The 26,247-nt window shown below is 65.4% G+C and carries 30 protein-coding genes; 26 read left to right on the top strand and 4 right to left on the bottom strand.

Annotated features, from left to right (window positions below; translation table 11 throughout):
- Positions 1–31: 31 nt before the first annotated feature.
- The 16 genes from rpsH (at position 32) to bfr (ending at position 11,460) form a co-directional block, all read left to right on the top strand.
- Positions 32–424, top strand: a complete 393-nt coding sequence (gene rpsH / locus ACW9UL_RS20125; protein WP_013789766.1) for a 30S ribosomal protein S8 — start codon at positions 32–34, stop codon at positions 422–424.
- A gap of 12 nt (positions 425–436) precedes the next feature.
- Positions 437–970, top strand: coding sequence for a 50S ribosomal protein L6 (gene rplF, locus ACW9UL_RS20120; RefSeq protein ID WP_021444325.1), 534 nt, complete (start codon positions 437–439; stop codon positions 968–970).
- Between the two features lie 11 nt (positions 971–981).
- The gene (gene rplR, locus ACW9UL_RS20115) at positions 982–1,332 is read left to right on the top strand and encodes a 50S ribosomal protein L18 (protein WP_003243919.1); all 351 of its coding nucleotides are present in this window, start codon (positions 982–984) and stop codon (positions 1,330–1,332) included.
- Positions 1,333–1,335: 3 nt separating this feature from the next.
- On the top strand, positions 1,336–1,836 hold the full coding sequence (rpsE, locus tag ACW9UL_RS20110; protein WP_003243920.1) for a 30S ribosomal protein S5: 501 nt from the start codon (positions 1,336–1,338) through the stop codon (positions 1,834–1,836).
- Between the two features lie 2 nt (positions 1,837–1,838).
- On the top strand, positions 1,839–2,018 hold the full coding sequence (rpmD, locus tag ACW9UL_RS20105) for a 50S ribosomal protein L30 (RefSeq protein WP_003243922.1): 180 nt from the start codon (positions 1,839–1,841) through the stop codon (positions 2,016–2,018).
- Positions 2,019–2,020: 2 nt separating this feature from the next.
- Entirely contained in the window at positions 2,021–2,452 is a 432-nt protein-coding gene (gene rplO, locus ACW9UL_RS20100) for a 50S ribosomal protein L15 (RefSeq protein WP_013717341.1), read from the top strand.
- Positions 2,453–3,781 carry a preprotein translocase subunit SecY gene (gene secY, locus ACW9UL_RS20095; protein WP_031303184.1) on the top strand — a complete coding sequence of 443 codons (1,329 nt, stop codon included), beginning with the start codon at positions 2,453–2,455 and terminating at the stop codon, positions 3,779–3,781.
- Positions 3,782–3,809: 28 nt separating this feature from the next.
- Positions 3,810–3,926 (top strand): 50S ribosomal protein L36, encoded by a 117-nt coding sequence (gene rpmJ, locus ACW9UL_RS20090; protein WP_002555468.1) that lies wholly within the window; start codon positions 3,810–3,812, stop codon positions 3,924–3,926.
- A 133-nt stretch (positions 3,927–4,059) separates the two neighbouring features.
- Positions 4,060–4,416 carry a 30S ribosomal protein S13 gene (rpsM, locus tag ACW9UL_RS20085; protein WP_021444323.1) on the top strand — a complete coding sequence of 119 codons (357 nt, stop codon included), beginning with the start codon at positions 4,060–4,062 and terminating at the stop codon, positions 4,414–4,416.
- A gap of 30 nt (positions 4,417–4,446) precedes the next feature.
- The gene (rpsK, locus tag ACW9UL_RS20080; protein ID WP_003243933.1) at positions 4,447–4,836 is read left to right on the top strand and encodes a 30S ribosomal protein S11; all 390 of its coding nucleotides are present in this window, start codon (positions 4,447–4,449) and stop codon (positions 4,834–4,836) included.
- A 17-nt stretch (positions 4,837–4,853) separates the two neighbouring features.
- Positions 4,854–5,474 carry a 30S ribosomal protein S4 gene (rpsD, locus tag ACW9UL_RS20075; protein WP_021444322.1) on the top strand — a complete coding sequence of 207 codons (621 nt, stop codon included), beginning with the start codon at positions 4,854–4,856 and terminating at the stop codon, positions 5,472–5,474.
- Positions 5,475–5,496: 22 nt separating this feature from the next.
- Positions 5,497–6,498: a DNA-directed RNA polymerase subunit alpha gene (locus ACW9UL_RS20070; RefSeq protein ID WP_021444321.1), complete on the top strand. Its 1,002-nt coding sequence runs from the start codon at positions 5,497–5,499 to the stop codon at positions 6,496–6,498.
- 44 nt (positions 6,499–6,542) lie between these two features.
- Positions 6,543–6,929, top strand: a complete 387-nt coding sequence (rplQ, locus tag ACW9UL_RS20065; protein ID WP_003243945.1) for a 50S ribosomal protein L17 — start codon at positions 6,543–6,545, stop codon at positions 6,927–6,929.
- Between the two features lie 200 nt (positions 6,930–7,129).
- Positions 7,130–8,509: a Na+/H+ antiporter NhaC family protein gene (locus tag ACW9UL_RS20060; RefSeq protein ID WP_457788067.1), complete on the top strand. Its 1,380-nt coding sequence runs from the start codon at positions 7,130–7,132 to the stop codon at positions 8,507–8,509.
- 180 nt (positions 8,510–8,689) lie between these two features.
- Positions 8,690–10,840: a catalase/peroxidase HPI gene (katG, locus tag ACW9UL_RS20055; RefSeq protein ID WP_457788066.1), complete on the top strand. Its 2,151-nt coding sequence runs from the start codon at positions 8,690–8,692 to the stop codon at positions 10,838–10,840.
- A 155-nt stretch (positions 10,841–10,995) separates the two neighbouring features.
- Complete coding sequence (gene bfr / locus ACW9UL_RS20050; protein WP_457788065.1) at positions 10,996–11,460, top strand: bacterioferritin; 465 nt, start codon at positions 10,996–10,998, stop codon at positions 11,458–11,460.
- Between the two features lie 48 nt (positions 11,461–11,508).
- Here the strand turns inward: bfr and uvrA are convergent, their stop codons facing one another.
- Positions 11,509–14,343, bottom strand: a complete 2,835-nt coding sequence (uvrA, locus tag ACW9UL_RS20045; protein WP_457788064.1) for an excinuclease ABC subunit UvrA — start codon at positions 14,341–14,343, stop codon at positions 11,509–11,511.
- Positions 14,344–14,534: 191 nt separating this feature from the next.
- On the opposite strand from uvrA, the gene ACW9UL_RS20040 reads away from it, so the two are divergent.
- Genes ACW9UL_RS20040 through ACW9UL_RS20025 form a run of 4 tightly spaced genes read left to right on the top strand, consistent with a single transcriptional unit; the run spans position 14,535 to position 18,253 of the window.
- Positions 14,535–15,923 (top strand): MFS transporter, encoded by a 1,389-nt coding sequence (locus ACW9UL_RS20040; RefSeq protein WP_457788063.1) that lies wholly within the window; start codon positions 14,535–14,537, stop codon positions 15,921–15,923.
- 15 nt (positions 15,924–15,938) lie between these two features.
- Positions 15,939–16,433, top strand: coding sequence for a single-stranded DNA-binding protein (locus tag ACW9UL_RS20035; RefSeq protein WP_122108904.1), 495 nt, complete (start codon positions 15,939–15,941; stop codon positions 16,431–16,433).
- Positions 16,434–16,452: 19 nt separating this feature from the next.
- Entirely contained in the window at positions 16,453–17,337 is an 885-nt protein-coding gene (locus ACW9UL_RS20030; protein ID WP_457788062.1) for a sugar nucleotide-binding protein, read from the top strand.
- Positions 17,330–18,253, top strand: a complete 924-nt coding sequence (locus ACW9UL_RS20025) for an NAD-dependent epimerase/dehydratase family protein (RefSeq protein WP_457788061.1) — start codon at positions 17,330–17,332, stop codon at positions 18,251–18,253. The genes ACW9UL_RS20030 and ACW9UL_RS20025 overlap by 8 nt, the downstream gene beginning before the upstream one ends.
- Positions 18,254–18,306: 53 nt before the next feature.
- Here the strand turns inward: ACW9UL_RS20025 and ACW9UL_RS20020 are convergent, their stop codons facing one another.
- Positions 18,307–18,990: an OmpW/AlkL family protein gene (locus tag ACW9UL_RS20020; RefSeq protein ID WP_457788060.1), complete on the bottom strand. Its 684-nt coding sequence runs from the start codon at positions 18,988–18,990 to the stop codon at positions 18,307–18,309.
- Positions 18,991–19,183: 193 nt separating this feature from the next.
- On the opposite strand from ACW9UL_RS20020, the gene ACW9UL_RS20015 reads away from it, so the two are divergent.
- Genes ACW9UL_RS20015 through ACW9UL_RS19990 form a run of 6 tightly spaced genes read left to right on the top strand, consistent with a single transcriptional unit; the run spans position 19,184 to position 24,055 of the window.
- Positions 19,184–19,957 (top strand): DUF3450 domain-containing protein, encoded by a 774-nt coding sequence (locus tag ACW9UL_RS20015; protein ID WP_397497829.1) that lies wholly within the window; start codon positions 19,184–19,186, stop codon positions 19,955–19,957.
- A complete protein-coding gene (locus ACW9UL_RS20010; protein WP_457788059.1) occupies positions 19,954–21,303 on the top strand; it encodes a MotA/TolQ/ExbB proton channel family protein in 1,350 nt (449 codons plus the stop codon). Before ACW9UL_RS20015 ends, ACW9UL_RS20010 begins: the two co-directional genes overlap by 4 nt.
- The gene (locus ACW9UL_RS20005; RefSeq protein ID WP_122108909.1) at positions 21,296–21,844 is read left to right on the top strand and encodes a MotA/TolQ/ExbB proton channel family protein; all 549 of its coding nucleotides are present in this window, start codon (positions 21,296–21,298) and stop codon (positions 21,842–21,844) included. The genes ACW9UL_RS20010 and ACW9UL_RS20005 overlap by 8 nt, the downstream gene beginning before the upstream one ends.
- Before the next feature lie 11 nt (positions 21,845–21,855).
- Positions 21,856–22,266 (top strand): ExbD/TolR family protein, encoded by a 411-nt coding sequence (locus ACW9UL_RS20000; RefSeq protein ID WP_031303020.1) that lies wholly within the window; start codon positions 21,856–21,858, stop codon positions 22,264–22,266.
- Positions 22,266–22,955 carry a TonB family protein gene (locus ACW9UL_RS19995; protein ID WP_457788058.1) on the top strand — a complete coding sequence of 230 codons (690 nt, stop codon included), beginning with the start codon at positions 22,266–22,268 and terminating at the stop codon, positions 22,953–22,955. Before ACW9UL_RS20000 ends, ACW9UL_RS19995 begins: the two co-directional genes overlap by 1 nt.
- Before the next feature lie 2 nt (positions 22,956–22,957).
- Complete coding sequence (locus ACW9UL_RS19990) at positions 22,958–24,055, top strand: tetratricopeptide repeat protein (protein WP_457788057.1); 1,098 nt, start codon at positions 22,958–22,960, stop codon at positions 24,053–24,055.
- A 143-nt stretch (positions 24,056–24,198) separates the two neighbouring features.
- On the opposite strand, the gene ACW9UL_RS19985 is transcribed toward ACW9UL_RS19990, so the two are convergent.
- Positions 24,199–24,720, bottom strand: a complete 522-nt coding sequence (locus ACW9UL_RS19985; RefSeq protein WP_457788056.1) for a DUF3299 domain-containing protein — start codon at positions 24,718–24,720, stop codon at positions 24,199–24,201.
- A 260-nt stretch (positions 24,721–24,980) separates the two neighbouring features.
- A complete protein-coding gene (locus ACW9UL_RS19980; RefSeq protein ID WP_457788055.1) occupies positions 24,981–26,246 on the bottom strand; it encodes an ABC transporter permease in 1,266 nt (421 codons plus the stop codon).
- Position 26,247: the final 1 nt, after the last annotated feature.

The following is a 26,247-nucleotide window of genomic DNA, read 5'->3' as shown; positions in this document are numbered from 1 at the left end:
CTGTTCTTTTTGTATCAGGAGCGTCTAGCCCATGAGTATGCAGGACCCGTTAGCGGACATGCTAACTCGTATCCGTAATGCCCAGATGGCTGAAAAGTCCGTCGTAAGCATGCCGTCTTCCACACTGAAGGTGGCTGTAGCCAAAGTTCTGAAGGACGAAGGTTATATTGCGGGTTATCAGATCAGCGGCGAAGCCAAGCCGCAGCTGTCCATCGAGCTGAAGTACTTCGAAGGCCGTCCGGTCATCGAGGAAGTCAAGCGCGTGAGCCGTCCCGGCCTTCGCCAGTACAAATCCGTCGACGATCTGCCGAAAGTTCGCGGCGGTCTCGGTGTCTCCATCGTCTCCACCAACAAGGGTGTGATGACGGACCGCGCTGCGCGCGCTGCCGGTGTCGGCGGCGAAGTGCTCTGCACCGTGTTCTAAGGGGGGATAAGCATGTCTCGCGTTGCTAAGAACCCCGTAGTGCTGCCTGCCGGTGTCGAGGTCAAGCTCGCCGGTCAGCAGCTCTCGGTGAAGGGCGCCAAGGGCGCTCTCGAACTGAACGTACACTCGTCCGTGGAAGTGATCCAGGAAGGCAGCGAGCTGCGTTTCGCCGCTCGTAATGGCGATCAGCAGAACCGCGCCATGGCCGGCACCACTCGTGCTCTGGTCAACAACATGGTCATCGGCGTCAGCCAGGGCTTCGAGCGCAAGCTGCAGCTGGTCGGCGTGGGCTACAAAGCTCAAGCCAAAGGCCAGGTGCTGAACCTCGCGCTGGGCTTCTCCCACCCGATCGACTACGAACTGCCGGCAGGCGTCGTGGCCGAAACCCCGAACCAGACCGAAATCCTGATCAAGGGTATCGACAAGCAACTGGTGGGTCAGGTGGCTGCGGAGATCCGTGACTTCCGTCGTCCTGAGCCTTACAAGGGCAAAGGCGTTCGTTACGCGGATGAAGTCGTCCGTCGTAAAGAAGCCAAGAAGAAGTAAGGGGCTGAGATATGACCGACAAAAAAGTTACTCGTCTGCGTCGCGCTCGCAAAGCACGCCTGAAAATGCACGAGCTCGAAGCCGTGCGTCTGTGCGTGTACCGCTCTTCGCAACACATCTACGCCCAGGTCATTTCGGCCGACGGCAGCAAGGTTCTGGCCAGTGCCTCGACCTTGGACAAAGCACTGCGTGATGGCGCCACTGGCAACGTCGACGCCGCCAAGAAAGTAGGTCAACTGGTTGCCGAGCGCGCGAAAGCCGCTGGTGTGACTCAGGTTGCATTCGACCGTTCTGGCTTCAAGTACCACGGTCGCGTCAAGGCGCTGGCCGATGCTGCTCGTGAAGGCGGGCTGGAGTTCTAAGTTATGGCAAATAACGACCAAAAGCGCGACGAAGGCTATATCGAGAAGCTGGTCCAGGTTAACCGCGTTGCCAAGACCGTAAAGGGTGGCCGTATCTTCACCTTCACCGCGCTGACCGTGGTGGGTGATGGCAAGGGTCGCGTCGGTTTCGGCCGTGGCAAGTCCCGCGAAGTGCCGGCCGCCATCCAGAAGGCGATGGAAGCTGCGCGTCGCAACATGATCCAGGTGGATCTGAACGGCACCACTCTGCAGTACCCGATCAAGTCCGCTCATGGCGCCTCCAAGGTGTACATGCAGCCGGCTTCGGAAGGTACCGGCATCATCGCCGGCGGCGCCATGCGTGCCGTGCTGGAAGTGGCGGGTGTGCAGAACGTTCTGGCCAAGTGCTACGGCTCGACCAACCCGGTGAACGTGGTTCACGCCACCTTCAAGGGTCTGAAGACCATGCAGTCTCCGGAATCCGTTGCAGCCAAGCGTGGCAAGAGCGTCGAGGAGATTCTCTAACCATGGCTAATACCGTCAAAGTGACTCTGATCAAGAGCACCAATGGCCGCCTGGCCAATCACAAAGCTTGCGTCAAGGGCCTCGGCCTGCGTCGCATCGGTCACACCGTAGAGGTTCTGGATACTCCGGAAAACCGCGGCATGATCAACAAGGCTTACTACCTGCTGAAGGTGGAGGGTTAATCATGCAACTGAACGATCTGCGTTCCGCGCCGGGTGCCCGTCGCGAGAAGCACCGTCCGGGCCGTGGTATCGGCAGCGGTCTGGGCAAGACCGGTGGCCGCGGCCACAAGGGTCAGACCTCCCGCTCCGGTGGCTCCATCGCTCCGGGCTTCGAGGGTGGTCAGCAGCCGCTGCACCGCCGTCTGCCGAAGTTCGGCTTCGTCTCTCTGAAGGCTATGGATCGCGCCGAAGTGCGTACCTCCGAGCTGAACAAGGTGGAAGGCGTCGTCACTCTGCAGGCGCTGAAGGATGCCAACCTGGTCGGCCAACACGTACAGCGCGTAAAAGTCATGCTGTCCGGTGAGGTCACCCGTGCGGTCACCCTGAAAGGTATCGCCGCCACCAAGGGTGCGCGCGCGGCTATCGAAGCAGCTGGCGGTAAGTTCGAGGACTAAATGGCTAAGCAAGGTGCTCTCTCAGCGCTGGCAGGTGGCGGGTTGTCCGAACTCTGGGCTCGTCTGCGTTTCCTGTTCATGGCGATCATCGTCTACCGGATAGGTGCGCACATCCCGGTTCCTGGCATCAACCCAGACCGACTGGCGGATCTGTTCCGGCAGAATGAGGGGACCATTCTTAGCTTGTTCAACATGTTTTCCGGCGGCGCGCTGGAGCGGATGAGCATCTTTGCACTGGGGATCATGCCGTACATCTCGGCCTCGATCATCATGCAGCTGATGACCGCCGTCAGCCCGCAGCTGGAGCAGTTGAAGAAGGAAGGTGAAGCTGGCCGTCGCAAGATCAGCCAGTACACCCGCTACGGCACTCTCGTCCTGGCGTTCGTTCAGGCCATCGGCATGTCCGTTGGTCTGGCCAGTCAGGGCGTGGCGTTCTCGGTCGATTTCGGCTTCCACTTCGTTGCGGTCACCACCTTCGTGGCGGGCGCGATGTTCATGATGTGGTTGGGCGAGCAGATCACCGAGCGCGGTGTCGGCAACGGTATCTCGATGCTGATTTTTGCAGGCATCGTAGCCGGTCTGCCGTCGGCAATCGGGCAGTCTTTCGAGTCTGCGCGCCAGGGCGATATCAACATCTTCGCCCTGATTGCCATCGGCCTGCTGGCAGTAGCGATCATCGGTTTCGTGGTGTTCATCGAGCGTGGTCAGCGTCGCATTGCGGTGCACTACGCCAAGCGTCAGCAGGGCCGCAAGGTCTTCGCCGCGCAGACCAGCCACCTGCCGTTGAAGGTGAACATGGCGGGGGTCATCCCGGCCATTTTCGCCAGCAGCCTTCTGCTGTTCCCGGCCTCGCTGGGTGCCTGGTTCGGTCAGTCCGAGGGTCTGGGCTGGCTGCAGGACATTTCGCAGGCGATCGCTCCTGGTCAGCCGTTGAACATTCTGCTGTTTAGTGCAGGGATCATTTTCTTCTGCTTCTTCTACACGGCGCTGATGTTCAACCCGAAAGACGTAGCGGAAAACCTGAAGAAGTCCGGTGCCTTTATTCCGGGCATCCGTCCGGGCGAGCAGTCGGCGCGCTATATCGATGGCGTTCTGACCCGCTTGACCATGTTCGGTGCTCTGTACATGACGGCCGTGTGCCTGCTGCCCCAGTTCCTGGTGGTGGCGGCCAACGTTCCGTTCTACCTTGGCGGGACCTCGTTGCTGATCGTGGTCGTGGTTGTCATGGACTTCATGTCCCAAGTGCAATCGCACCTCGTGTCTCACCAGTACGATTCCCTGATGAAGAAAGCCAACCTGAAGGGCTATGGCAGCGGCATGCTCCGCTGATCCACCCGTAAGGTTCGAGGAGTTGGTAATGAAAGTTCGTGCATCGGTGAAAAAGCTGTGCCGTAACTGCAAAATTATCCGTCGCGAAGGTGTCGTGCGGGTGATCTGCAGCGCAGAGCCGCGTCACAAGCAGCGCCAAGGCTGAGTGTGAACCACGCGTGATAAGCCCGGCAGCTAGTGCGCTGCCGGGTTGATTAATCGTTTCTACAGCGTTAATATCTCGCGCCCTATTTCTTGGCTTCCGGGGCGTAGGTAGCTGTCAATTGGAGTTCCACTGAATGGCCCGTATTGCAGGCGTTAACATTCCGGATAACAAGCACACTGTTATCTCGCTGACCTACATCTATGGTGTCGGTCGCACCACCGCACAGCAAATCTGTGCCGCTACCGGTGTAAACCCGGCTGCGAAAATCAAGGATCTGACTGACGAGCAGATCGAACAGCTGCGTGGCGAAGTAGCCAAGGTGAATACCGAAGGCGACCTGCGTCGTGAAGTGAATATGAAGATCAAGCGCTTGATGGATCTGGGTTGCTACCGTGGCCTGCGCCACCGTAAAGGCCTGCCGGTTCGCGGTCAGCGTACCAAGACCAACGCTCGCACCCGTAAGGGCCCGCGTAAGCCGATCCGCAAGTAATCGCATTCGCGAATCGACAGGAATTTAGTCATGGCAAAACCTGCTGCTCGTACTCGTAAGAAAGTCAAAAAGACGGTGGTCGATGGCATCGCCCACATCCACGCGTCTTTCAACAACACCATCGTGACCATCACCGACCGTCAGGGCAACGCCCTGTCCTGGGCTACCTCGGGTGGTTCGGGTTTCCGCGGCTCGCGTAAGTCCACTCCGTTCGCTGCCCAGATCGCCGCCGAGCGCGCTGGTCAGGCTGCACTGGAGTACGGCCTGAAGAACCTCGACGTGAACGTCAAGGGCCCGGGTCCGGGTCGCGAATCCGCTGTGCGTGCTCTGAACGCCTGCGGCTACAAAATCGCCAGCATCACCGACGTGACGCCTATCCCGCACAACGGGTGCCGTCCGCCGAAGAAGCGTCGCGTGTAAACAGGAGACAGTGAGAAATGGCTCGTTACATTGGTCCCAAGTGCAAACTGTCTCGCCGTGAAGGCACCGATCTCTTCCTGAAGAGCGGTGTTCGCGCGCTTGAATCTAAGTGCAACATCGAAGCAGCTCCCGGTATTCACGGTCAGCGTCGCGGTCGCCAGTCCGACTACGGCACCCAGCTGCGTGAGAAGCAGAAAGTCCGTCGTATCTACGGCGTGCTGGAGCGTCAGTTCAGCGGTTACTACAAGCAAGCTGCCAGCCAGAAGGGCGCCACCGGCGAAAACCTGCTGCAGCTGCTGGAATGCCGTCTGGATAACGTGGTTTACCGTATGGGCTTTGGCGCTACCCGTGCCGAATCCCGTCAGCTGGTTTCGCACAAAGCAATCAGCGTCAACGGTCAGACCGTAAACGTACCGTCCTATCAGGTTAAAGCTGGCGACGTCGTTGCTGTTCGCGAGAAATCGAAGAACCAGCTGCGCATCGTTCAGGCTCTTGAGCTCTGCGCCCAGCGTGGCCGCGTTGAGTGGGTCGAAGTAGACGCCGAGAAGAAGTCTGGTGTGTTCAAGAACGTACCGGCTCGTGGCGATCTGTCCGCTGACATCAACGAGAGCCTGATTGTCGAGCTCTACTCCAAGTAAGGGCTAGAAAATAGGTGCATCCATGCAGATTTCGGTAAATGAGTTCCTGACCCCCCGCCACATCGATGTGCAGGAGGTCAGTTCGACCCGCGCCAAGATCACCCTCGAGCCTCTCGAGCGTGGTTTCGGCCATACCCTGGGCAATGCGCTGCGTCGCATCCTGTTGTCCTCCATGCCTGGCTGTGCAGTAGTCGAGGCCGAGATCGACGGTGTACTCCACGAGTACTCCGCGATCGAAGGTGTGCAGGAAGATGTCATCGAGATCCTGCTCAACCTGAAAGGTCTGGCTATCAAGCTGCACGGCCGTGACGAAGTGACCCTGACTCTGGCTAAGAAGGGCCCGGGCGTCGTTACCGCTGCCGATATTCAGCTGGATCACGATGTCGAAATCGTCAATGGCGACCACGTCATCGCTAACCTGGCCGCCAATGGCGCGCTGAACATGAAGCTCACCGTAGCTCGTGGTCGCGGCTATGAGCCGGCTGACGCGCGTCAGAGCGACGAGGACGAAAGCCGCAGCATCGGTCGCTTGCAGCTGGATGCTTCGTTCAGCCCTGTGCGTCGGGTTGCTTACGTGGTGGAAAACGCCCGTGTCGAGCAGCGCACCAACCTGGACAAACTGGTCATCGACCTGGAAACCAACGGTACTCTGGACCCCGAAGAGGCCATCCGTCGTGCCGCGACCATCCTGCAGCAGCAGCTGGCCGCGTTCGTCGACCTCAAGGGCGACAGCGAGCCGGTAGTGGTCGAGCAGGAAGACGAGATCGATCCGATCCTGCTGCGTCCTGTCGATGACCTGGAACTGACCGTACGTTCGGCCAACTGCCTGAAGGCAGAGAACATCTACTACATCGGCGATCTGATTCAGCGCACCGAAGTAGAGCTGCTCAAAACCCCGAACCTGGGCAAGAAATCCCTGACCGAAATCAAGGATGTTCTGGCTTCTCGCGGTCTGTCCCTCGGTATGCGCCTCGACAACTGGCCGCCGGCAAGTCTGAAGAAAGACGATAAGGCCACTGCCTGATCGTCATCATCACCGAACGAACAAGTTTGGTAAGGAATTGAACCATGCGTCATCGTAAAAGTGGCCGTCACCTCAGCCGCACCAGCGCTCACCGCAAGGCCATGTTCCAGAACATGGCGGTCTCGCTGTTCGAGCACGAGCTGATCAAAACTACCCTGCCGAAAGCCAAGGAACTGCGTCGCGTTGCCGAGCCGCTGATCACCCTGGCCAAGGAAGACAGCGTTGCCAACCGTCGTCTGGCCTTCGACCGTACCCGTTCGAAAGCCATCGTCGGCAAGCTGTTCAACGATCTGGGCAAGCGCTACGCCACCCGTAACGGCGGCTACCTGCGCATCCTCAAGTGCGGTTTCCGCGCTGGCGACAACGCTCCGATGGCTTACGTTGAACTGGTCGACCGTCCGGTCGGCGGTTCGGTAGAAGCTGCCGAGTAAGTTGCTGGTTGTACGAAGAACCGGGCCTCGTGCCCGGTTTTTTGTTGCCCGTGATTCGTCGAGTCGCAGGTGGACCATCCTGATGCGTGAATATTTTTCCGCACGTCGTGTTTGATATTGTGTACGCCCCGGGGCTCGGGTAAGGTGCGGCAGTCTCCGCTTCGCCGGTGTGCCGGCCCCAATAAGAACAATTGCTGATCATGTCCGAACCTACTGCTCTGAGTCTTATCCCGCCTGCCGTTGTCCTGACCCTCGCCATCTGGCTGCGTCGCCCCATCCTCGCCTTGCTGATCGGCGCCTGCAGCGGCCTGCTGCTGCTATCGCCGCAGGATGCGCTAGGAAGCTTCGCGGAAATTTCCCTCAAGGTGATGCAGGACGAAACCATCGGCTGGCTGATCCTGGTGTGCGGCAGCTTCGGCGCACTCATCGCCCTGCTGGTGCGTACCGGTGGCGCCCTGGCGTTCGGTCGTGCCGCGCTGAAGCTGGCCAAGGGCCGGCGTTCCTCGCTGCTGATGACCTTCGTCCTCGGCGTGGTGATCTTCGTCGACGATTACCTCAATGCCCTGACCGTGGGCGAGACCATGAAGCGCGTCACCGACCGCTTCAAGGTTTCCCGCGAGAAGCTGGCCTACATAGTGGACTCCACCGCCGCGCCGATCTGCGTGCTGGTGCCGCTGTCGACCTGGGCGGTGTTCTTCGGCGGCCTGCTGGAGAACAACGGCATCGCCGAGACCGGCCAGGGCATCGGCGTGTACGTCCAGGCCATTCCCTACATGCTCTACGCCTGGGCCGCGGTGCTCTTGGTGCTGCTGGTGGCCGCCGGCCTGTTCCCCGATATCGGCCCGATGCGCAGGGTCGAGATGCTGGCGCGCCACGGTTCGGCCGGGGCCATGCACGTGGGCGAGCTGAGCGCCGAGCACAACTACGCGATGAAGTCGCTGGAGGAGGAGTTCGAGGGCGCCGACAAGGAGGGCGGTAAGCTGCACAACTTCCTGGTGCCGCTGGCCATGCTGGTGGGCTTCACCGTCTACTTCGACATCGACGTGTGGATGGGCATGATCGCCACCATGCTGCTGACCCTGCCGTTCTACCTGCTGCAGCGCCTGATGCCGCTGACGGAGATGCTCGATCAGATGGTCGACGGCTTCAAGACCATGCTGCCGGCCATCGGCATCTGCGTCGCCGCCTTCATCTTCAAGGACGTCTGCGACCAGCTGATGCTGCCGCAGTACGTGGTCGAGAGCCTCAAGCCCTACATGACCCCGCAGATGCTGCCGGCCATGGTGTTCCTGTGCATGGCGGTGCTGAGCTTCGCCACCGGCTCGTCCTGGGGCATCTTCGCCGTGACCATCCCCATCGTCATGCCGCTGGCCTATGCGCTGGGCGCGGACATCCCGCTGGTGATCGGCGCGCTGATGTCGGCCTCGGCCTTCGGCAGCCAGGCCTGCTTCTACAGCGATTCCACGGTGCTGGCGGCGCAGGGTTCCGGCTGCGACCTGATCAGCCATGCCGTCACCCAGCTGCCCTATACCCTGATCGCGGCCGGCGTGGCGTTCGTCGGCTTCATCCTCGTGGCCTGAGCCTGCTGCAGGTATGGAAGAACGGGCCCCTGCGGCCCGTTTTTTATGCGCCTCTTGAAAGAAAATAACTATCGAGTCGTTACGCTCCATGCATTGGTTCGCCTGGCGAAGCGGGTCTAGGCTTGTTCCATCGTCGGCCGCAGTCGATGGGACCGACCCGATGAGAAAAAGGAGAGAAGCATGTCGAACCAAGGTAAATGCCCGTTCAACCACGTCGCTGGCGGCGGCACGACCAACCGGGATTGGTGGCCGAACCAGTTGCGTGTGGATCTGCTCAATCAACATTCGGAAAAGTCCAACCCGCTGGGCGCGAAGTTCAACTACGCCGAAGAATTCAAGAAGCTCGACTACAAGGCGCTGAAGGCCGACCTGGTAAAGCTGATGACCGACAGCCAGGACTGGTGGCCGGCCGACTTCGGCCACTACGGCCCGCAAATGATCCGCATGGCCTGGCACGCCACTGGCACCTATCGCATCACCGACGGCCGCGGCGGCGGCGGTCGTGGTCAGCAGCGCTTCGCCCCGCTGAACTCCTGGCCGGACAACGTCAACATCGACAAGACCCGCCGCCTGTTGTGGCCGATCAAGCAGAAGTACGGCCAGCAGATCTCCTGGGCCGACCTGCTGGTGCTCGCCGGTAACGTCGCGCTGGAGTCCATGGGCTTTCGCACCTTCGGTTTCGGCGCCGGCCGCGAAGACGTGTGGGAACCGGATCTGGACGTCAACTGGGGCGCCGAGATCGCCTGGCTGGGCGTCGACCCGGAGCGGGTCTCGGATGATCGCGAGCTGGCGGCGCCGTTCGGCGCCACCCACATGGGCCTGATCTACGTCAACCCGGAAGGGCCGAATGCCAGCGGCGACTACATGCTCGCGGCCAAGGACATTCGCGCCACCTTCAACCGCATGGCCATGGACGACGAGGAAATCGTCGCCCTGATCGCCGGCGGCCACACCTTCGGCAAGGCCCACGGCGCCGCGCCGGAATCGCACAAGGGGCCGGAGCCGGAGGCGGCGCCGATCGAGGCGCAGGGCCTGGGCTGGATGAGCGATTTCGGCAGCGGTCACGGCAAGGACACCATCTCCAGCGGCATCGAGGTCACCTGGACCAAGACCCCGGCGCTGTGGAGCAACAACTTCTTCGAGAACCTGTTCAAGTACGAGTGGGAACTGACCAAGTCGCCGGCCGGCGCCAAGCAGTGGGTGGCCAAGGACGCCCCGGACATCATTCCGGACGCTCATGTGCCGGGCAAATTCCACAAGCCGACCATGCTCACCACCGACCTGACCCTGCGTTTCGACCCGGAGTTCGGCAAGATTTCCCAGCGTTTCCTCAATGACCCGCAAGCCTTCGCCGAGGCCTTCGCCCGCGCCTGGTACAAGCTGACTCACCGCGACATGGGGCCGAAGGCCCGCTACCTCGGCCCGGAAGTGCCGAAAGAGGACATGATCTGGCAGGACCCGCTGCCGGCCGCCACGCACAACCCCAGCGCCGCCGACATCGCCGATCTCAAGGCGAAGATCGCCGCCTCCGGGCTGTCGGTGGGCGATCTGGTGTCGGTGGCCTGGGCCTCGGCCTCGACCTTCCGCGGCGGCGACAAGCGCGGCGGTGCCAACGGTGCGCGTCTGGCCCTGGCGCCGCAGAAGGATTGGCCGGTCAACCAGCGCGCGATCAAGGCGCTGGCCAAGCTGGTGGAAATCCAGAAAGCCTCGGGCAAGGCCTCGCTGGCCGATGTCATAGTGCTGGCTGGTAACGTCGGCGTGGAGCAAGGCGCCAAGGCGGCCGGGGTGGCGGTCGACGTGCCCTTCGCCCCCGGACGGGTCGATGCGCGCCAGGATCAGACCGACGTCGAGTCCTTCGCGGTGCTCGAGCCCGTCGCCGACGGTTTCCGCAACTACAGCCAGGGCAAGCTGGGCGTGCCGACCGAGGCCATGCTGATCGACAAGGCGCAGCTGCTGACCCTGAGCGCGCCGGAGCTGACCGCGCTGGTCGGCGGCCTGCGCGTGCTCGGCGCCAACCACGACGGCGGTGCCCATGGCGTGTTCACCGACCAGGTCGGGGTGCTGTCCAACGACTTCTTCGTCAACCTGCTGGACATGGGCATCGAGTGGAAACCGGTGGATGGCGGCGCGGAGGTGTTCGAGGGCAAGTGCAGCAAGAGCGGTCAGGTGAAATACACCGGCACCCGCAACGACCTGATCTTCGGTTCCAACTCGGTGCTGCGCGCCTATGCCGAGGTCTATGCCAGCGCCGACGGCAAGGCGAAGCTGGTCAAGGACTTCGTCGCCGCCTGGACCAAGGTGATGAACCTGGATCGTTTCGATCTGGCCTGAGCCGTTGCCGGTGGCGCTCCATCCGGCGCTTCACCGGCACCATCCGATCCACCCGGCGGCGCCTCCCTAGTGGAGGCGCCGTGCGTTTCGCTTGACCGCGACAGGCGGCCGGCGGAGCATTCGCCCATTTCACGGCTGCAACAAGGACCACCGGCATGAAGGGCCATATCGAAGTCATCGATTACCTCAAGCAACTGCTCAAGGGCGAGCTGGCCGCGCGCGACCAGTACTTCATCCACTCGCGCCTGTACGAGGACTGGGGCTTCGCCAAGCTCTACGAGCGCATCAACCACGAGATGGAGGAGGAGACCCAGCACGCCGATGCGCTGCTCAAGCGCATCATCTTCCTCGAAGGCGTGCCGGACATGGCGCCGAATGCCTTCACGTACGGGCAGACCGTGCCCGAGGCGCTGAAGCTGGACCTGGCCCTGGAGTACGAGGTGCGCGCGGCCCTGAGCAAGGGCATCGCGCTGTGCGAGAAGCATCAGGACTACCAGAGCCGCGACATCCTCCTGACCCAGCTCAAGGACACCGAGGAAGACCACGCCTACTGGCTGGAGATCCAGCTGCAGCTGATCGACAGGCTGGGCCTGGAGAAGTACCTGCAGAGCCAGATGTAAGCTGTGCCCATTAACCCAAGAGCCCCGCATGTGCGGGGCTCTTTGGTTTCAGGCGCGTTCGCGTTCCAGCAGCGGCCCCAGGAAGTGCCCGGTGTGCGACGCCGGGTTGGCCGCCACCTCTTCCGGGGTGCCGGTGGCGATGATCATGCCGCCCTTGGAGCCGCCCTCGGGGCCGAGGTCCACCAGCCAGTCGGCGGTCTTGATCACGTCCAGGTTGTGCTCGATCACCACCACGGTGTTGCCGTGGTCGCGCAGGCGGTGCAGCACGTCGAGCAACTGCTGGATATCGGCGAAGTGCAGGCCGGTGGTCGGCTCGTCGAGGATGTACAGGGTCTTGCCGGTATCGCGCTTGCTCAGCTCGCGACTCAGCTTGACCCGCTGCGCCTCGCCGCCGGACAGGGTGGTCGCGCTCTGCCCCAGCTTGATGTAGGACAGGCCGACGTCCATCAGCGTCTGCAGCTTGCGGGCGATGGCCGGCACGGCGTCGAAGAAGGTGCGCGCCTCCTCGATGGTCATGTCGAGCACCTCGGTGATGCTCTTGCCCTTGTACTTCACTTCCAGGGTTTCGCGGTTGTAGCGCTTGCCCTTGCACACGTCGCAGGGCACGTAGATGTCCGGCAGAAAGTGCATCTCCACCTTGATCACGCCGTCGCCCTGGCAGGCCTCGCAGCGTCCGCCCTTGACGTTGAAGCTGAAGCGCCCCGGGCCGTAGCCGCGCGAGCGCGATTCCGGCACGCCGGCGAACAGTTCGCGGATCGGGGTGAACAGCCCGGTGTAGGTCGCCGGGTTGGAGCGCGGTGTGCGGCCGATCGGGCTCTGGTCGATGTCGACCACCTTGTCGAGGTGCTGCAGTCCGTCGAACGAGTCGTGGGCCGCGGCTTCCAGGGTGGTGGCGCCGTTCAGCGCGGTGGCGGTGAGCGGGAACAGGGTGTTGTTGATCAGGGTCGACTTGCCCGAGCCGGACACCCCGGTGACGCAGGTGAGCAGGCCGACCGGGATCTCCAGGTCGACATTGCGCAGGTTGTTGCCGCGCGCGCCCTTGAGCTTGAGCTGCTTCTTCTTGTCGCGCGGGGTGCGCGTGGCCGGGTAGCGGATCCTCTCGCGGCCGGAGAGGTACTTGCCGGTCAGCGAATCGGCATGCGCCATGACCTCGTCCGGAGTGCCCTCGGCGACGATGCGCCCGCCGTGTACGCCGGCGCCGGGGCCGATGTCCACCACGTAGTCGGCCAGGCGGATGGCGTCCTCGTCGTGCTCGACCACTATCACCGTGTTGCCCAGGTTGCGCAGGTGGGTGAGGGTGCCCAGCAGGCGCTCGTTGTCGCGCTGGTGCAGGCCGATGCTGGGCTCGTCGAGGATGTACATCACCCCCACCAGGCCGGCGCCGATCTGGCTGGCCAGGCGGATGCGCTGCGCCTCGCCGCCGGACAGGGTGTCGGCGCTGCGGTCCAGGGTCAGGTAGTCGAGGCCGACGTTGACCAGGAACTGCAGGCGCTCGCGGATTTCCTTGAGGATCTTCTCGGCGATCTCGCCGCGCCGGCCGGTCAGGTGCAGGCTGCCGAAGTAGTCGCAGGCGTCGCCCACCGGCAGGCCGCTGACCGCCGGCAGGGTCTTCTCGCCGACCCAGACATGCCGCGCCTCGCGGCGCAGGCGGGTGCCGCGGCAGTCCGGGCAGGGCTGGGTGCTGAGGAACTTGGCCAGCTCCTCGCGCACGCTGGCCGACTCGGTCTCGCGGTAGCGTCGCTCGAGGTTGGGGATGATGCCCTCGAAGGGGTGCGAGCGTTTGACGATGTCGCCGCGGTCGTTGAGGTACTTGAAGTCGACGTTCTGCGTACCGCTGCCGAACAGGATGACCTTCTGATGCTCGGCGGCCAGGTCGTCGAACGGCTGCTCCAGGCTGAAGCCATAGTGCGCAGCCAGCGAGCCAAGCATCTGGAAGTAGTAGACGTTGCGCCGGTCCCAGCCGCGGATCGCGCCCTCGGCCAGGGTCAGCTCGCCATTGACCAGGCGCTTGGCGTCGAAGAACTGCTTCACCCCCAGGCCGTCGCAGGTCGGGCAGGCGCCGGCAGGGTTGTTGAAGGAGAACAGCTTGGGTTCCAGCTCGCTGATCGAGTGGCCGCAGTGCGGGCAGGCGAAGCGCGCGGAGAAGATGATCTCGTCGCCTTCTTCCTCGTCCATCGGCGCGATCAGGGCGATGCCGTCGGCCAGGCCGAGGGCGGTCTCGAAGGATTCGGCCAGGCGCTGCTGCAGGTCTTCGCGCACCTTGAAGCGGTCCACCACCACGTCGATGGAATGCTTCTTCTGTTTGTCCAGCTTGGGCAGCTCGTCCAGCTCATGCAGCTTGCCGTTGACCCGGGCGCGGACGAAGCCCTGCGCGCGCAGCTCCTCGAACACCGACAGGTGCTCGCCCTTGCGCTCGCGCACCACCGGCGCCAGCAGCATCAGCTTGCGTCCTTCCGGCAGGGCGAGGACCTGGTCGACCATCTGGCTGACGGTCTGCGCCTCCAGCGGCACGTCGTGGTCCGGGCAGCGCGGGATGCCGACGCGGGCGTAGAGCAGGCGCAGGTAGTCGTAGATCTCGGTGATGGTGCCGACGGTCGAGCGCGGGTTGTGCGAGGTGGACTTCTGCTCGATGGAGATGGCCGGGGAGAGGCCCTCGATGGTGTCGACGTCGGGCTTCTCCATCATCGACAGGAACTGCCGGGCGTAGGCCGACAGGGACTCCACGTAGCGGCGCTGGCCCTCGGCGTAGAGGGTGTCGAAGGCCAGCGACGACTTGCCCGAGCCGGACAGGCCGGTGATCACGATCAGCTTGTCGCGCGGCAGGGTCAGGTCGATGTTCTTCAGGTTGTGGGTGCGCGCACCCCGGATCAGAATCTTGTCCACTTACAGCGGCCTCGCGTGGCGGGCAGAAACCGGCGAGTATAGGGCCTGTTGCGGTCTGGCCGCGACCTGCATCGCCGCTTGCCGAACGACCTGCGCGTGCACCCCGGCTGCGCCCTGCGGCAATTCGCGTGCCTGTGCCGCCTGCGCCTTCGCTGCTAGAATCGCCGGCTGATTTTCACGGGACTTTTTCCATGCACGATCCGCACAGCGAGCGCATGAGTGGCGGCGAAGCCCGCGCGGCCGGTGGCCTGGCGCTGGTGTTCGCGTTCCGCATGCTGGGCATGTTCATGGTCCTGCCGGTGCTGGCCACCTACGGCATGGACCTGGCCGGTAGTACCCCGGCGCTGATCGGCCTGGCCATCGGCGCCTACGGCCTGACCCAGGCGCTGCTGCAGATTCCCTTCGGCATGCTCAGCGACCGCATCGGCCGCCGCCCGGTGATCTATGCCGGGCTGCTGATCTTCGCCGCCGGCAGCATGCTGGCGGCCAATGCCGATTCCATCTGGGGCGTGATCGCCGGCCGCGTGCTGCAGGGCGCCGGGGCCATCTCGGCGGCGGTGATGGCGCTGCTCTCGGACCTGACCCGCGAGCAGCACCGGACCAAGGCCATGGCCATGATCGGCATGAGCATCGGCCTGTCGTTCGCCGTGGCCATGGTGCTCGGCCCGCTGCTGACCCGCGCCTTCGGCCTGGCCGGGCTGTTCTGGGCCACCGCGGCGATGGCGCTGCTGGGCATCCTGATCGTCGCCGGCCTGGTGCCGAGGAACGCCGGGCCGCTGCAGCACCGCGAATCCGGGGTGGCGACGCAGGCGCTGTGGCCGACCCTCAAGCACGCCGACCTGCTGCGCCTGGACTTCGCCATCCTGGCCCTGCACGCGGTGCTGATGGCCAGCTTCGTCGCCCTGCCGCTGGCGCTGGTGGAGCAGGGCGGACTGGCCAAGGAAGAACACTGGTGGGTCTACCTCACCGCGCTGCTGATCGGCTTCTTCGGCATGGTGCCGTTCATCATCTATGCCGAGAAGAAGCGCCAGATGAAGCGCGTGCTGCTCGGTGCGGTGGCGGTGCTGCTGCTCTGCGAGCTGTATTTCGCCCTGTTCGGCAGCAGCCTGCGCGCGCTGGTGCTGGGCACCGTGCTGTTCTTCACCGCGTTCAACCTGCTGGAGGCCTCGCTGCCGTCGCTGGTGAGCAAGGTGGCGCCGGCCGGCGGCAAGGGCACGGCGATGGGCGTGTACTCCACCAGCCAGTTCCTCGGCGCCGCGCTGGGCGGCATTCTCGGCGGCTGGCTGTACCAGCAGCATGGCCTGGGTGGCGTGTTCATCGGCTGTGCGGCGCTCTGTGCAATTTGGCTGGCCATTGCTGTTACTATGCGCGAACCGCCGTATGTGACCAGCCTGCGCCTGCCGCTCGACGCCGCGGCACTGGCCGATGTCGGACTGGTCGAACGCCTGAAGGCTACGCCGGGAGTGGCGGATGCCGTGGTGGTGGTCGACGAAGCGGCCATCTATATCAAAGTGGACACCCAACAAGTGGATCGCACGTCCCTGGAACGCCTGATTGCAGCGGCGCCAGCGGCGTGCTGAGCCTAGGAGAACGTTATGGCCCGTGGGGTTAACAAAGTCATTCTGGTCGGCACCTGCGGCCAGGACCCGGAAACGCGCTACCTGCCCAGCGGCAACGCGGTCACCAACCTGAGCCTGGCCACCAGCGAGCAGTGGACCGACAAGCAGACCGGGCAGAAGGTCGAGAAGACCGAGTGGCACCGCGTCGCCCTGTTCGGCAAGGTCGCCGAGATCGCCGGCGAGTACCTGCGCAAGGGTTCGCAGGTGTATATCGAAGGCAAGCTGCAGACCCGCGAGTGGGAAAAGGACGGCATCAAGCGCTACACCACCGAGATCATCGTCGACATGCAGGGCACCATGCAGCTGCTCGGCGGCCGCCCGAGCGGTGACGAAGGCGGTGCGCCGCGCCAGTCGCGCCCGGCCCCGCAGCGCGAGCCGCAGCAGGCGCCGCGTCAGGAGCGTGCCGCGCCGCAACAGCAGGCCCAGCCAGCGCCGGACTACGACAGCTTCGACGACGACATCCCGTTCTAAGCGGAGCGGGCTCTAGCCTATGCGAATGCGCCTGATGCTGCTGGGCGGTGGTAGTGCCCTGGGGCAAGCGCTGATCCGTCTCGGCGCCGAGGAAGACATCGGCTTCCTCGCGCCCAGGCCGCCCGAGGCGGGCTGGGATGCCGCCAGCCTGACCCAGTTGCTCGATGACACCCGCCCGGATGCCCTGGTCAATCTGGCCTACTACTTCGACTGGTTTCAGGCCGAAGCGGTGGCCGAGGCGCGCCTGGCCACCCAGGAGCGCGCGGTCGAGCGGCTCGCCGAACTCTGCCAGCATCACGCCATCGTCCTGCTGCAACCTTCCAGCTACCGGGTGTTCGACGGCTCGCGGGCTACGGCCTACAGCGAGAAGGAGGAACCGATTCCGCTGGGGTTGCGCGGCCAGGCGCTGTGGCGGCTGGAGCAGAGCGTGCGGGCGATCTGTCCGCGGCATGTGCTGCTGCGCTTCGGCTGGCTGCTCGACGACAGCCGCGAAGGCCTGCTCGGGCGCTTTCTGCAGCGCGCCGAGCGCGACGACGCGCTGTATTTGGCCGACGACCGGCGTGGCAACCCGACGCCGGTGGACGATGCCGCGCGGGTGATCCTCGCCGTGCTCAAGCAGCTCGACTGCGAATCGCCCTTGTGGGGCACCTACCACTACGGCGGCCACGAGGCGAGCACCTCGCTGAGCCTGGGCCAGGCGGTGCTGAGCGAGGCGCGCCATTACCGCGGCAACCTGGTCGAGGACATCGCGCCGCAGGCCCACGCCGCCCGCCCGGACGCCGCCGACGAGCCGCAGCACGCAGTGCTGGCCTGCAAGAAAATCCTTCATACCTTCGGCATCAAGCCGCGCGCCTGGCGTGCCGGTCTGCCGAGCCTGCTGGACCGCTATTACCGTCATGGCTGAAATTCTCGTAACCGGCGGTGCCGGCTTTATCGGCTCGCACCTGGTCGATGCCCTGCTGGCCGCCGGTCACGGCGTGCGCGTGCTGGACAACCTGTCCATGGGCAAGCGCAGCAACCTGCCGCTGGACAATCCGCGCCTGCGCCTGATCGAGGGCGATGTAGCCGATGCCGAGGTCGTTGCCCAGGCGGTGGCCGGGTGCGCGGCAGTGGCGCACCTGGCCGCGGTGGCCTCGGTGCAGGCCTCGGTGGACGACCCAGTGGCCACCCACCAGAGCAACTTCGTCGGCACCCTCAACGTCTGCGAGGCCATGCGCCGGCACGGCGTGCGCCGCGTGCTCTATGCCTCCAGCGCGGCGGTCTACGGCAACAACGGCGAAGGCCAGGCCATCGACGAGGACACCGCCAAGGCGCCGCTGACCCCCTACGCGGTGGACAAGCTGGCCAGCGAGCAGTACCTGGATTTCTACCGCCGCCAGCATGGTCTGGAACCGGCGATCTTCCGCTTCTTCAATATCTACGGTCCGCGCCAGGATCCATCCTCGCCCTATTCCGGGGTGATCAGCATCTTCACCCAGCGCGTGCAGCAGGGCCTGCCGATCAGCGTGTTCGGCGACGGCGAGCAGACCCGCGACTTCTTCTACGTCGGCGATCTGATCGAGCTGCTGGTCCAGGGCCTGACCGGCGCGCAGGTCGACGCGCAGCCAGCCAACGTCGGCTGGAACCAAGCGGTCAGCCTCAACCAGTTGCTGGCGGAGATCGGTGCGCTCTGTGGCGGCCTGCCGCCGGTGAGCCATCTGCCGGCGCGCGCCGGCGATATCCGCCATTCCCGTGCCGACAACCGCCGCCTGCGGGCGCAGTACCGCCTGCCGCCGCCGACGCCGCTGCGCGAAGGGCTCAGGCGTCTGCTCGCCTTGTAGCCCCTGGAATGAAAGAAGCCGGCTGATGCCGGCTTTTTTCGTTGCAGGACGGCTTAGAACTTGTAGCCCAGGCCGACCATGTACACGAAGGGGTCGACATCCACGTCGACCTTGACCTTGTCGCCGGCCAGGTAGGTGGTGCCGGTGGTATCGATGTCGATGTAGCGCACCTGGGCGTTGAGCATCAGCTGGTCGCTCAGCATGTAGTCCATGCCCACCTGGCCGGACAGGCCCCAGGAGTCCTTCAGGTCCAGGCCGCTGAAGCCCTTGGCTTCGGCCTCGCTGCTCAGCTCGGTGTCGAAGAACCAGGTGTAGTTGATGCCAAGGCCGACGTAGGGCTGGAGGGCCGAGGCCTTGTCCAGCGGGTAGTAGACGGCGCTGAGGGTCGGCGGCAGATGCTTGAGGCTGCCCAGCTTGCCGTTCAGCCCGGCGAAGGCACCCGGCATGCCCTTGACGCCGACGTCGTGGCTGAACGGGGTGGCCGCCAGCAGTTCGATGCCCAGGTGGTCGGTGAGCATATAGGCGAAGTTCAGGCCCAGCTGGGTGTCGCTGTCGAGGGTGGCGCCGCTGCCGGGGACCTTGCCCAGCACGGCGTGATCGATGTTGCCGCTGTCTTCGCGCGGATCGACGGTGGCGGCGCCGGCGCGCACGATGATGTCGCCGGCCTGGTGGGCCTGCGCCAGGGGCGCGGCGATGGCCAGGGCCAGCAGGGAGGCGGTGAACAGCGACTTGTGCATAGTGAACTCCAATCGAGTCGGCGGATGTCTGGGTTGGAATAAATGCTAAGCCATGCATCGATTGGCTCTTTGATCCAGCTCAATGGATGAGCGGGTTCTGCGTACGGCGATTTGTCCATTGCTTCGATTGTACTTTGCAGATGATAATGTTTCTCTTTTTGCAGCAAGCCCGTCTGTCGAGGACCTTCTCCGCATGAATCGCTTCCCCCTTCGCTCCCTGGCCGTCGCCCTGATGCTGGCCAGCGGTTCGCTGGCTGCCGCGCCGCTGGATGCCGCACTGGACGAGAGCCAGCGCCTGGCCGCTGAGGCCAAGGCCTCCCAGGGCCGCGTCGAGCAGCTGGACGATGCCAGCCGCGAAATGCTCACCGAGTACCGCAATGCCTTGCAGCAGGCTGAGGCATTGAAAGGTTATAACAGTCAGCTGCGTGACCTGGTCGAAGCGCAGCGCCAGGAACTGGCCAGCTACCAGCAGCAGCTGGACGGCATCGAACGCACCCAGGAGGCGGTCAGCCCGCAGATGGTCAAGATGGTCGAGGTGCTCGGCCAGTTCATCGCCGCCGACCTGCCGTTCCTCCCCGAGGAGCGCGAGGATCGTCTGGCCCAGCTGCAGGATCTGCTGCCGCGCGCCGACGTCAGCCTGGCCGACAAGTACCGGCGCATCCTCGAGGCCTACCAGATCGAGAGCGACTACGGCCGCACCTTGGAGGCCTGGCGCGGCGAGCTGAGCCAGGCCGACGGCGACTCGCGCAGCGTCGAATTCCTCCGCCTGGGCCGCAGCATGCTCTATTACCAGACCCTCGATGCCCACGAGAGCGGCTGGTGGAACCCGCAGGCTCAGGCCTGGCAGGTGCTCGACGGCGGCGCGCGGCGTCCGCTGACCCAGGCCATCGCCATCGCCCGTCAGCAGCAGGCGCCCGCCGTGCTGTCCCTGCCGATCAAGACCCTGGCCGAGGAGGCCGCCCAATGAGTCGTCGTGTTGTAGCCGTACTGGCGCTCAGCCTGTTGCCGGCGCTGGCCGCCGTAGCCGAAACCCTCAGCCCCGATCAACTGTTGCAGCGCATCCGCAGCGAGCGCGCCGCCGAAGTCAGCGCCATGCAGGAGCGCGAGCAGGCCTTCCTCGCCACGCGCGGCGAGCAGGCACAACTGCTCGCCGCGGCCCGCTCTGCACTGAACCTGCAGAAGGCCGAGGCCGAGCGGCTGAAGGCCGAGTTCGATCGCCAGGAAGCCGAGCTGGCCGAACAGGAAAAACTCCTGGCGCAGCGCGTCGGCCACCTCGGCGAGCTGTTCGGCGTGGTGCGCCAGAGCGCCGGCGACGTTGCCGGGCAGTGGCAGGACAGCCTGCTCAACGCCCAGTACCCCGAGCGCCTGAAGCGTCTCAAGGCACTGGCCGAGAGCCGCTCGCTGCCGTCTGCCGAAGACCTCGACGGCTACTGGATGCTGCTGCTCGAAGACCTGGCCGCCAGCGGCCGCATCGAGCGCGTGCAGCTGCCGGTGGTCGCTGCCGATGGCTCGCGCAGCGAGCAGCAGGTACTGCGCGTCGGCGCCTTCGCCGTGTACGGCGAGGACGCCTTCCTGCATTACGACGCCGACGCCGGCGAGCTGGTGGCGCCGCCGCGGCAACCCTCCGGCCTGGGCCAGGTCGAAGACTACCTGGACAGCCGCGATGCCCTCGCCACGCTGCCCATCGACCCCAGCCGCGGCAGCCTGCTGGCGCAGCTGCAGCAGCAGCCGACGCTGTGGGATCGCCTGCAGCAGGGCGGCCTGGTCGGTTGGGTGATCGTCGTGCTCGGCGCGCTCGGCCTGCTCCTGGCGGCCTGGCGCATGGTCTACCTGGGCCGCGTCGGCAGCGGCGTGAAGGCGCAGATGCACGACCTCAGCGCACCGCGGGGCGACAACCCGCTGGGCCGGGTGATCGGCGTGCTGGGGCCGAAGCCGCAGCTGGCCGATCTGGAAACCCTGGAGCTGAAGCTGGACGAGGCGATCCTGCAGGAGACCCCGCCGCTGGAGAAGGGCCAGGGCCTGCTCAAGCTGCTCGCCGCGGTGGCGCCGCTGCTCGGCCTGCTCGGCACCGTGACCGGCATGATCGTCACTTTCCAGGCCATCACCCAGAGCGGTGGCGGCGACTCGCGGCTGATGGCCGACGGCATCTCCCAGGCGCTGGTGACCACCGTGCTGGGTCTGGTGGTGGCCATCCCGCTGCTGTTCCTGCACAGCCTGCTGGCCAGCCGCAGCAAGGGCCTGATCCAGATTCTGGAGCAGCAGAGCGCCGGCCTGATCGCCCTGCACCTGTCGGGAGCGCCGCGCCGTGACTGAGCTGTTCGCCTTCTGGCTGCACCTGGTCGACAGCGCCCATGCGCTGCGCGACTTCATGGGCGCCGGCGGCGTGGTGATGTGGGCGCTGGCCGCGCTCTGCGTGGTGTTCTGGACCCTGGTGTTCGAGCGCTTCTGGTACATGCGCCGGGTCTTCCCGCGCTGGGTGCAGGAGCGCCGCGAGGCCTGGCAGCAGGTGCTGGCCGACGACACCGGCAACTGGCAGCGCGCGGTGCGCGCCGCCTGGCTGGCCCAGGCCCGCCAGCAGCTGGCCGCGCCGCTGCGCCTGAGCAAGACCCTGGTGGCACTCTATCCGCTGCTGGGGTTGCTCGGCACCGTGGTCGGCATGATCGCGGTGTTCGACGTGCTCGCCCTCAACGGCACCGGTAACCCGCGCGGCATGGCCGCCGGCGTCTGGCAGGCGACCCTGCCGACCATGGCCGGCATGGTCCTGGCCATTCCCGGATTGTTCAGCCTGGCGCGCCTCGAGCGCGAAGCCAGCCAGGCCATCGAGCGGCTGGCCGACCAGCTGCGTCACGACTGAGATCGCCCAACATGAGAATGCGTCGTCACCACCAGCAGGACGAAGACACCGGCATCGACCTCACGCCGATGCTCGACGTGGTCTTCATCATGCTGATCTTCTTCATCGTCACCAGCTCCTTTATCCGCGAGTCCGGCGTCGAAGTGCAGCGGCCGCAGGCGGAAACCGCCAACCCGCAGGACAAGGGCAATATCCTCATCGCCGTCACCGCCGACGGCCAGGTGTGGATGGACAAGCAGCCGGTGGACATCCGCAGCGTGCGCGCCCACGTCGAGCGCATGCGCGTCGACCAGCCGGAGGGCGCGGTGGTGGTGCAGGCCGACCAGGACGCCCGCACCGGCCTGGTGGTGCAGGTCATGGACCAGGCGCGCCTGGCCGGCGTGCAGGACGTGGCGCTGGCCGCCGGTAGCGGAGTCAACTGATGCGCCTGCCGCTGTCCTTTCTCGGCGCCTGCCTGATGGCCCTGGGCCTGTTCGCCCTGATGCTCTATATGGTCGCCCCGCCCCGCGCCAAGCCGAGCGAAGAGCCGATCAGCGTGGCCAACTTCGTGCGCATGGACGGCAACGCCAGCGAGACGGCCAGCCGCACCCGCCAGCAGGCGCCGCAACCGCCGCAGCCGCAGACTCCGCAACCGCCGACGCCGCCCACCCCGCAGACGGCCACGCCGAGTGCCAAGCTGCCGGCCCTGGATATCCAGCTGCCCAGCCTGGCCAGCGGCATTGCCGTCAACAGTGCGCCGGCGCCGAGCCTGTCCGGCCTGGCCCCGGGTGCGCCGGCGCCGGCGCCGACGCCGCCGAGCACCGCGGCCGATTCCGGTGGGCAGATGGGCGGCATGGAAAGCGAAGTGATGCCGCTCAACGACGTGCGCCCGGACTACCCGCGCTACGCCCTGCAGCGCGGCATCGAAGGCTTCGTCAAGCTGGCCTTCACCATCAACCGCTCCGGCAACGTGGAGAACATCCGCGTGCTGGAGGCCAACCCGCGCAACGTGTTCGAACGCGAGGCGCGCCGCGCCGCCGCGCGCTGGCGCTTCGCGCCGCGCACCGAGGGCGGCCTGGCGGTGGATCGCGAGGCGGTGAAAACCCTCTACTTCCGTCTGCAAAGGAGCTGACCATGTACCGTTGGTTGTTGCTCGTGATGCTCAGCGCTGCGGCCGTGCCCGGCATGGCCCAGCAAACCATCGACCCGGCCGTGTTCCGCGCCCTCAATGCCGCGCAGGCGGCGCAGCAGAAGGGCGATCACGGCGCGGCGCGCCAGGCGCTGGAGGCTGCCGAGGCCAAGAGCGGCAGCCTCGAAGAGGCGCTGATCTGGCGCAGCCAGGCCTATGTGGCCTGGTCGTCCGGTCACAACGGCCAGGCCATCGACTGGCTGGACAAGGCCGTGCGCAGCGGCAAGCTGGACGAGCAGATGCTCGCCGGCGAACGCCTCAACCTGGCCAAGCTCAACCTCGGCGAGCGCCGTTTCGCCAAGGTGGTGGAGTTGCTGGCGCCGGAGCAGGGCAAGGCCTCCGAAGACGTGCTGCAGATGCTGGTGCAGGCCTATCAGGGCCTGAACCAGCCGGCCAAGGCCTTGCCACTGGCCGAGCGTTACGTACAGGCCAATCCCAAGGCCGGCGATATCTGGCTGCAGTTTCTGGTCGGCGCCAACTCCGACCTCAAGCGCTATGCCCAGGCCGAGCGCTGGCAGCGCCAGCTGCTGGCACGCAAGCCGGACGACGCCAAGGGCTGGCGCCAGTTGGCCGGGCTGCAGCAGATGGCCGGCAGCCAGGACAAGGCGCTGGCCACCCTGCGTGCGGCGCACAGCAAGGGTCTGCGTTTCAGCGAGTCCGAGCTGGACAACCTGGTGCTGCTCGCCGGCGCAGCGGATCAACCCTGGCAGGGCGCCAAGCTGCTTGCCGGCATGCTCGACAGCGGCCTGCTGGCCAACACCGCGGCGCGCCAGGAGCGTCTGGGCCTGTTCTGGTGGCAGGCGCGCGATCGCGCCGCAGCGGTGCGTGTGCTGCGCCCACTGGCCGAGCGCAGCGGCAACGGCAAGCACTGGCTGTACGTCGCCCAGCTGGAGCTGGAGCAGGCGCGCTGGCAGGCCGGCCTGGAGGCGCTGGCGCGTGCCGAGCGCAGCGGCGCCGAACGCAGCAAGGTGCGCTCCTGGCGCCAGTGGGCGGAAAGCGAGCTGCGCTTCGAGCAGGAAAACCGAGTCGCCAGTCGCAGCTAGGCCACCGACCCTTGGGGGCGGCGTGCGCAGCGCGGCGAGGGTTTCGCGGCTAGAGCCACTCCTACACCGGCGCTAGCGCAGCCTGTGCCAACGAAAAAGCCAGACCCTGGGGTCTGGCTTTTTCGTTTTGTGTCGCGGGCGGCTCAGCTATCGGGCAGCTCGTAGGCGTAGATCTTGTCCGCCGTCATCTGGTAGCCGACCTCGGCCAGCTCGCTGCTGACGTGCTCGACCTTCAGCGGCCCCTCGACCCAGAACGGCTGGTACAGCGCATCGAGCAGCACGCCCAGCTCGCTGGTGACATGCACGATCTGGTTCGACGGCGGCGGCGGCACGTGGATGCAGGCGCCGAAGTAGGGCACCAGGAGGAACTCGACCACCCGGCCTTCGTCGGTCACGTCCAGCGGCACTATATAGCCGGGCAGCTTGATGGCCTGGCCGTCCAGTTCCTTCACCACCGGTGCGGCCGGCGATTGCTGCATGGCCGCCGGGCCGGACTCGGCCAGGGCGTCGGCCAGCTGCGAGAGGTCGTGGATAGGGGCGGCGTCCATCTGCTGCGGCGGCGCATCGGCCGGCACCAGTTCGGACCAGGTGAGTTCGCGCACCTCGGCGGCGGCCAGCGGCAGGGCCAGCGAGAGCAGCAGGGTGGCGAGCAGGGGGCGGGACATGGAAAACCTCGTTGTAGGAGCGCCCGCGCAGTGTACGCCAGGCGCTACCCACTTTGCCTCAGAGCCTTGTTCACGATCTTGCGAGCTAGAGCGATACAAGGCAAAAACAAGGGAGGAAGCGGAGTGTACTTTTTGTACATGAGCATTACTCGCTCCGCTCGCCCCTTCGGGGCCGCACTGAAGTGCGTTAGCCGCAAGCGGCTTTCCGAGCTTGTTTTTAACGCAGTAGCGCCGACGCGCAGCAGATCATGAACAGGCTCTCAGAGCCTGATCGACAGGCCATCGGCCAGCGACTGGCGGTAGGCACGCCAGGCCGGCACGCTGCCCATCAGCAGGGCGGCGGCGAGGATGGCGCCCAGCAGCGTCCATTCGTAACCCGACGGCGCATTGAGCGCCAGGTACAGGCCGTAGTTGGCCTGCACATGGCCCTGGCTGGCGGCGATGCCCAGGTACAGCAGCAGCAGGCCGAGCAGCACGCCGGCCAGGGCCAGGGCGAAGGCCTCCAGCACCAGCAAACTGGCGATATGCCAGGGCCGCGCGCCCACCGAGCGCAGGATCGCCATCTCGCGGCGGCGTTCGTTAAGGCTGGTGAGGATCGCCGTGAGCATGCCGATCAGGCCGGTCAGCACGACGAACAGCGAGACCACGAACAGCGCCTGCTCGGCCGTGCCCATCAGGCTCCACAGCTCCTGCAGGGCCACCCCGGGGAGGATCGCCAGCAAGGGTTCGCCGCGGAACTCGTTGATCTCGCGCTGCAGGCTGAAGGTGGCGATCTTGCTGTTCAGGCCCAGCAGCATCGCGGTGATCTGCTTGGGTTGCAGGTCCATGGCGCGCGCCTGCTCGGCGCTGACCTGCGCCGCGCCGCGCGCCGGCATGCCGTTCTGCCAGTCGACGTGCAGCGCCTCCATGCCGGCCAGGGAGATATGCAGGGTGCGGTCCACCGGGGTGCCGGTGCGGGCGAGGATGCCGACCACGGTGAACGGCTTGTCGTCGTGTTTGACCAGGCTGATGCGGGCCACGCCATGGGCGAGGACGATCTGCTCGCCGAGGTCGTAGCCCAGGGCCTGGGCCACTTCGGCGCCGAGCACCACCTCGAAGGGATCCTCGGCGAAGGCGCGACCCTGGGCCAGCTGCAGCTCTTGGCTGCGGGCGTAGCGGTAGTGCTCGAAATAGGCGGCGCTGGTGCCCATCACCCGGTAGCCGCGGTGCGAGTCGCCGAGGGAGATGGGGATGGCCCATTTGACCTGGCGGTGCTCGGCGAAGCGCTCGAAGCTGTCCCAGCGGATATTGTTGGTGGCGTTGCCGATGCGGAACACCGAATACAGCAGCAGGTTGACGCTGCCCGAGCGCGCGCCGACGATCAGGTCGGTGCCGCTGATGGTGTTGGCGAAGCTGGCGCGCGCCTCGGTGCGCACCCGTTCCACCGCCAGCAGCAGGCACACCGACAGGGCGATGGCGAACACCGTGAGCAGGGCGGTGAAACGGCGATTGGCCAGGCTGGCCAGGGCGATGCGGATCAGATGCATC

It is taken from the genome of Pseudomonas sp. PL-6, from assembly GCF_054110165.1.
The sequence above is the reverse complement of the archived record's forward strand: the minus strand, read 5'-3'. Positions and strand labels throughout refer to the sequence as shown.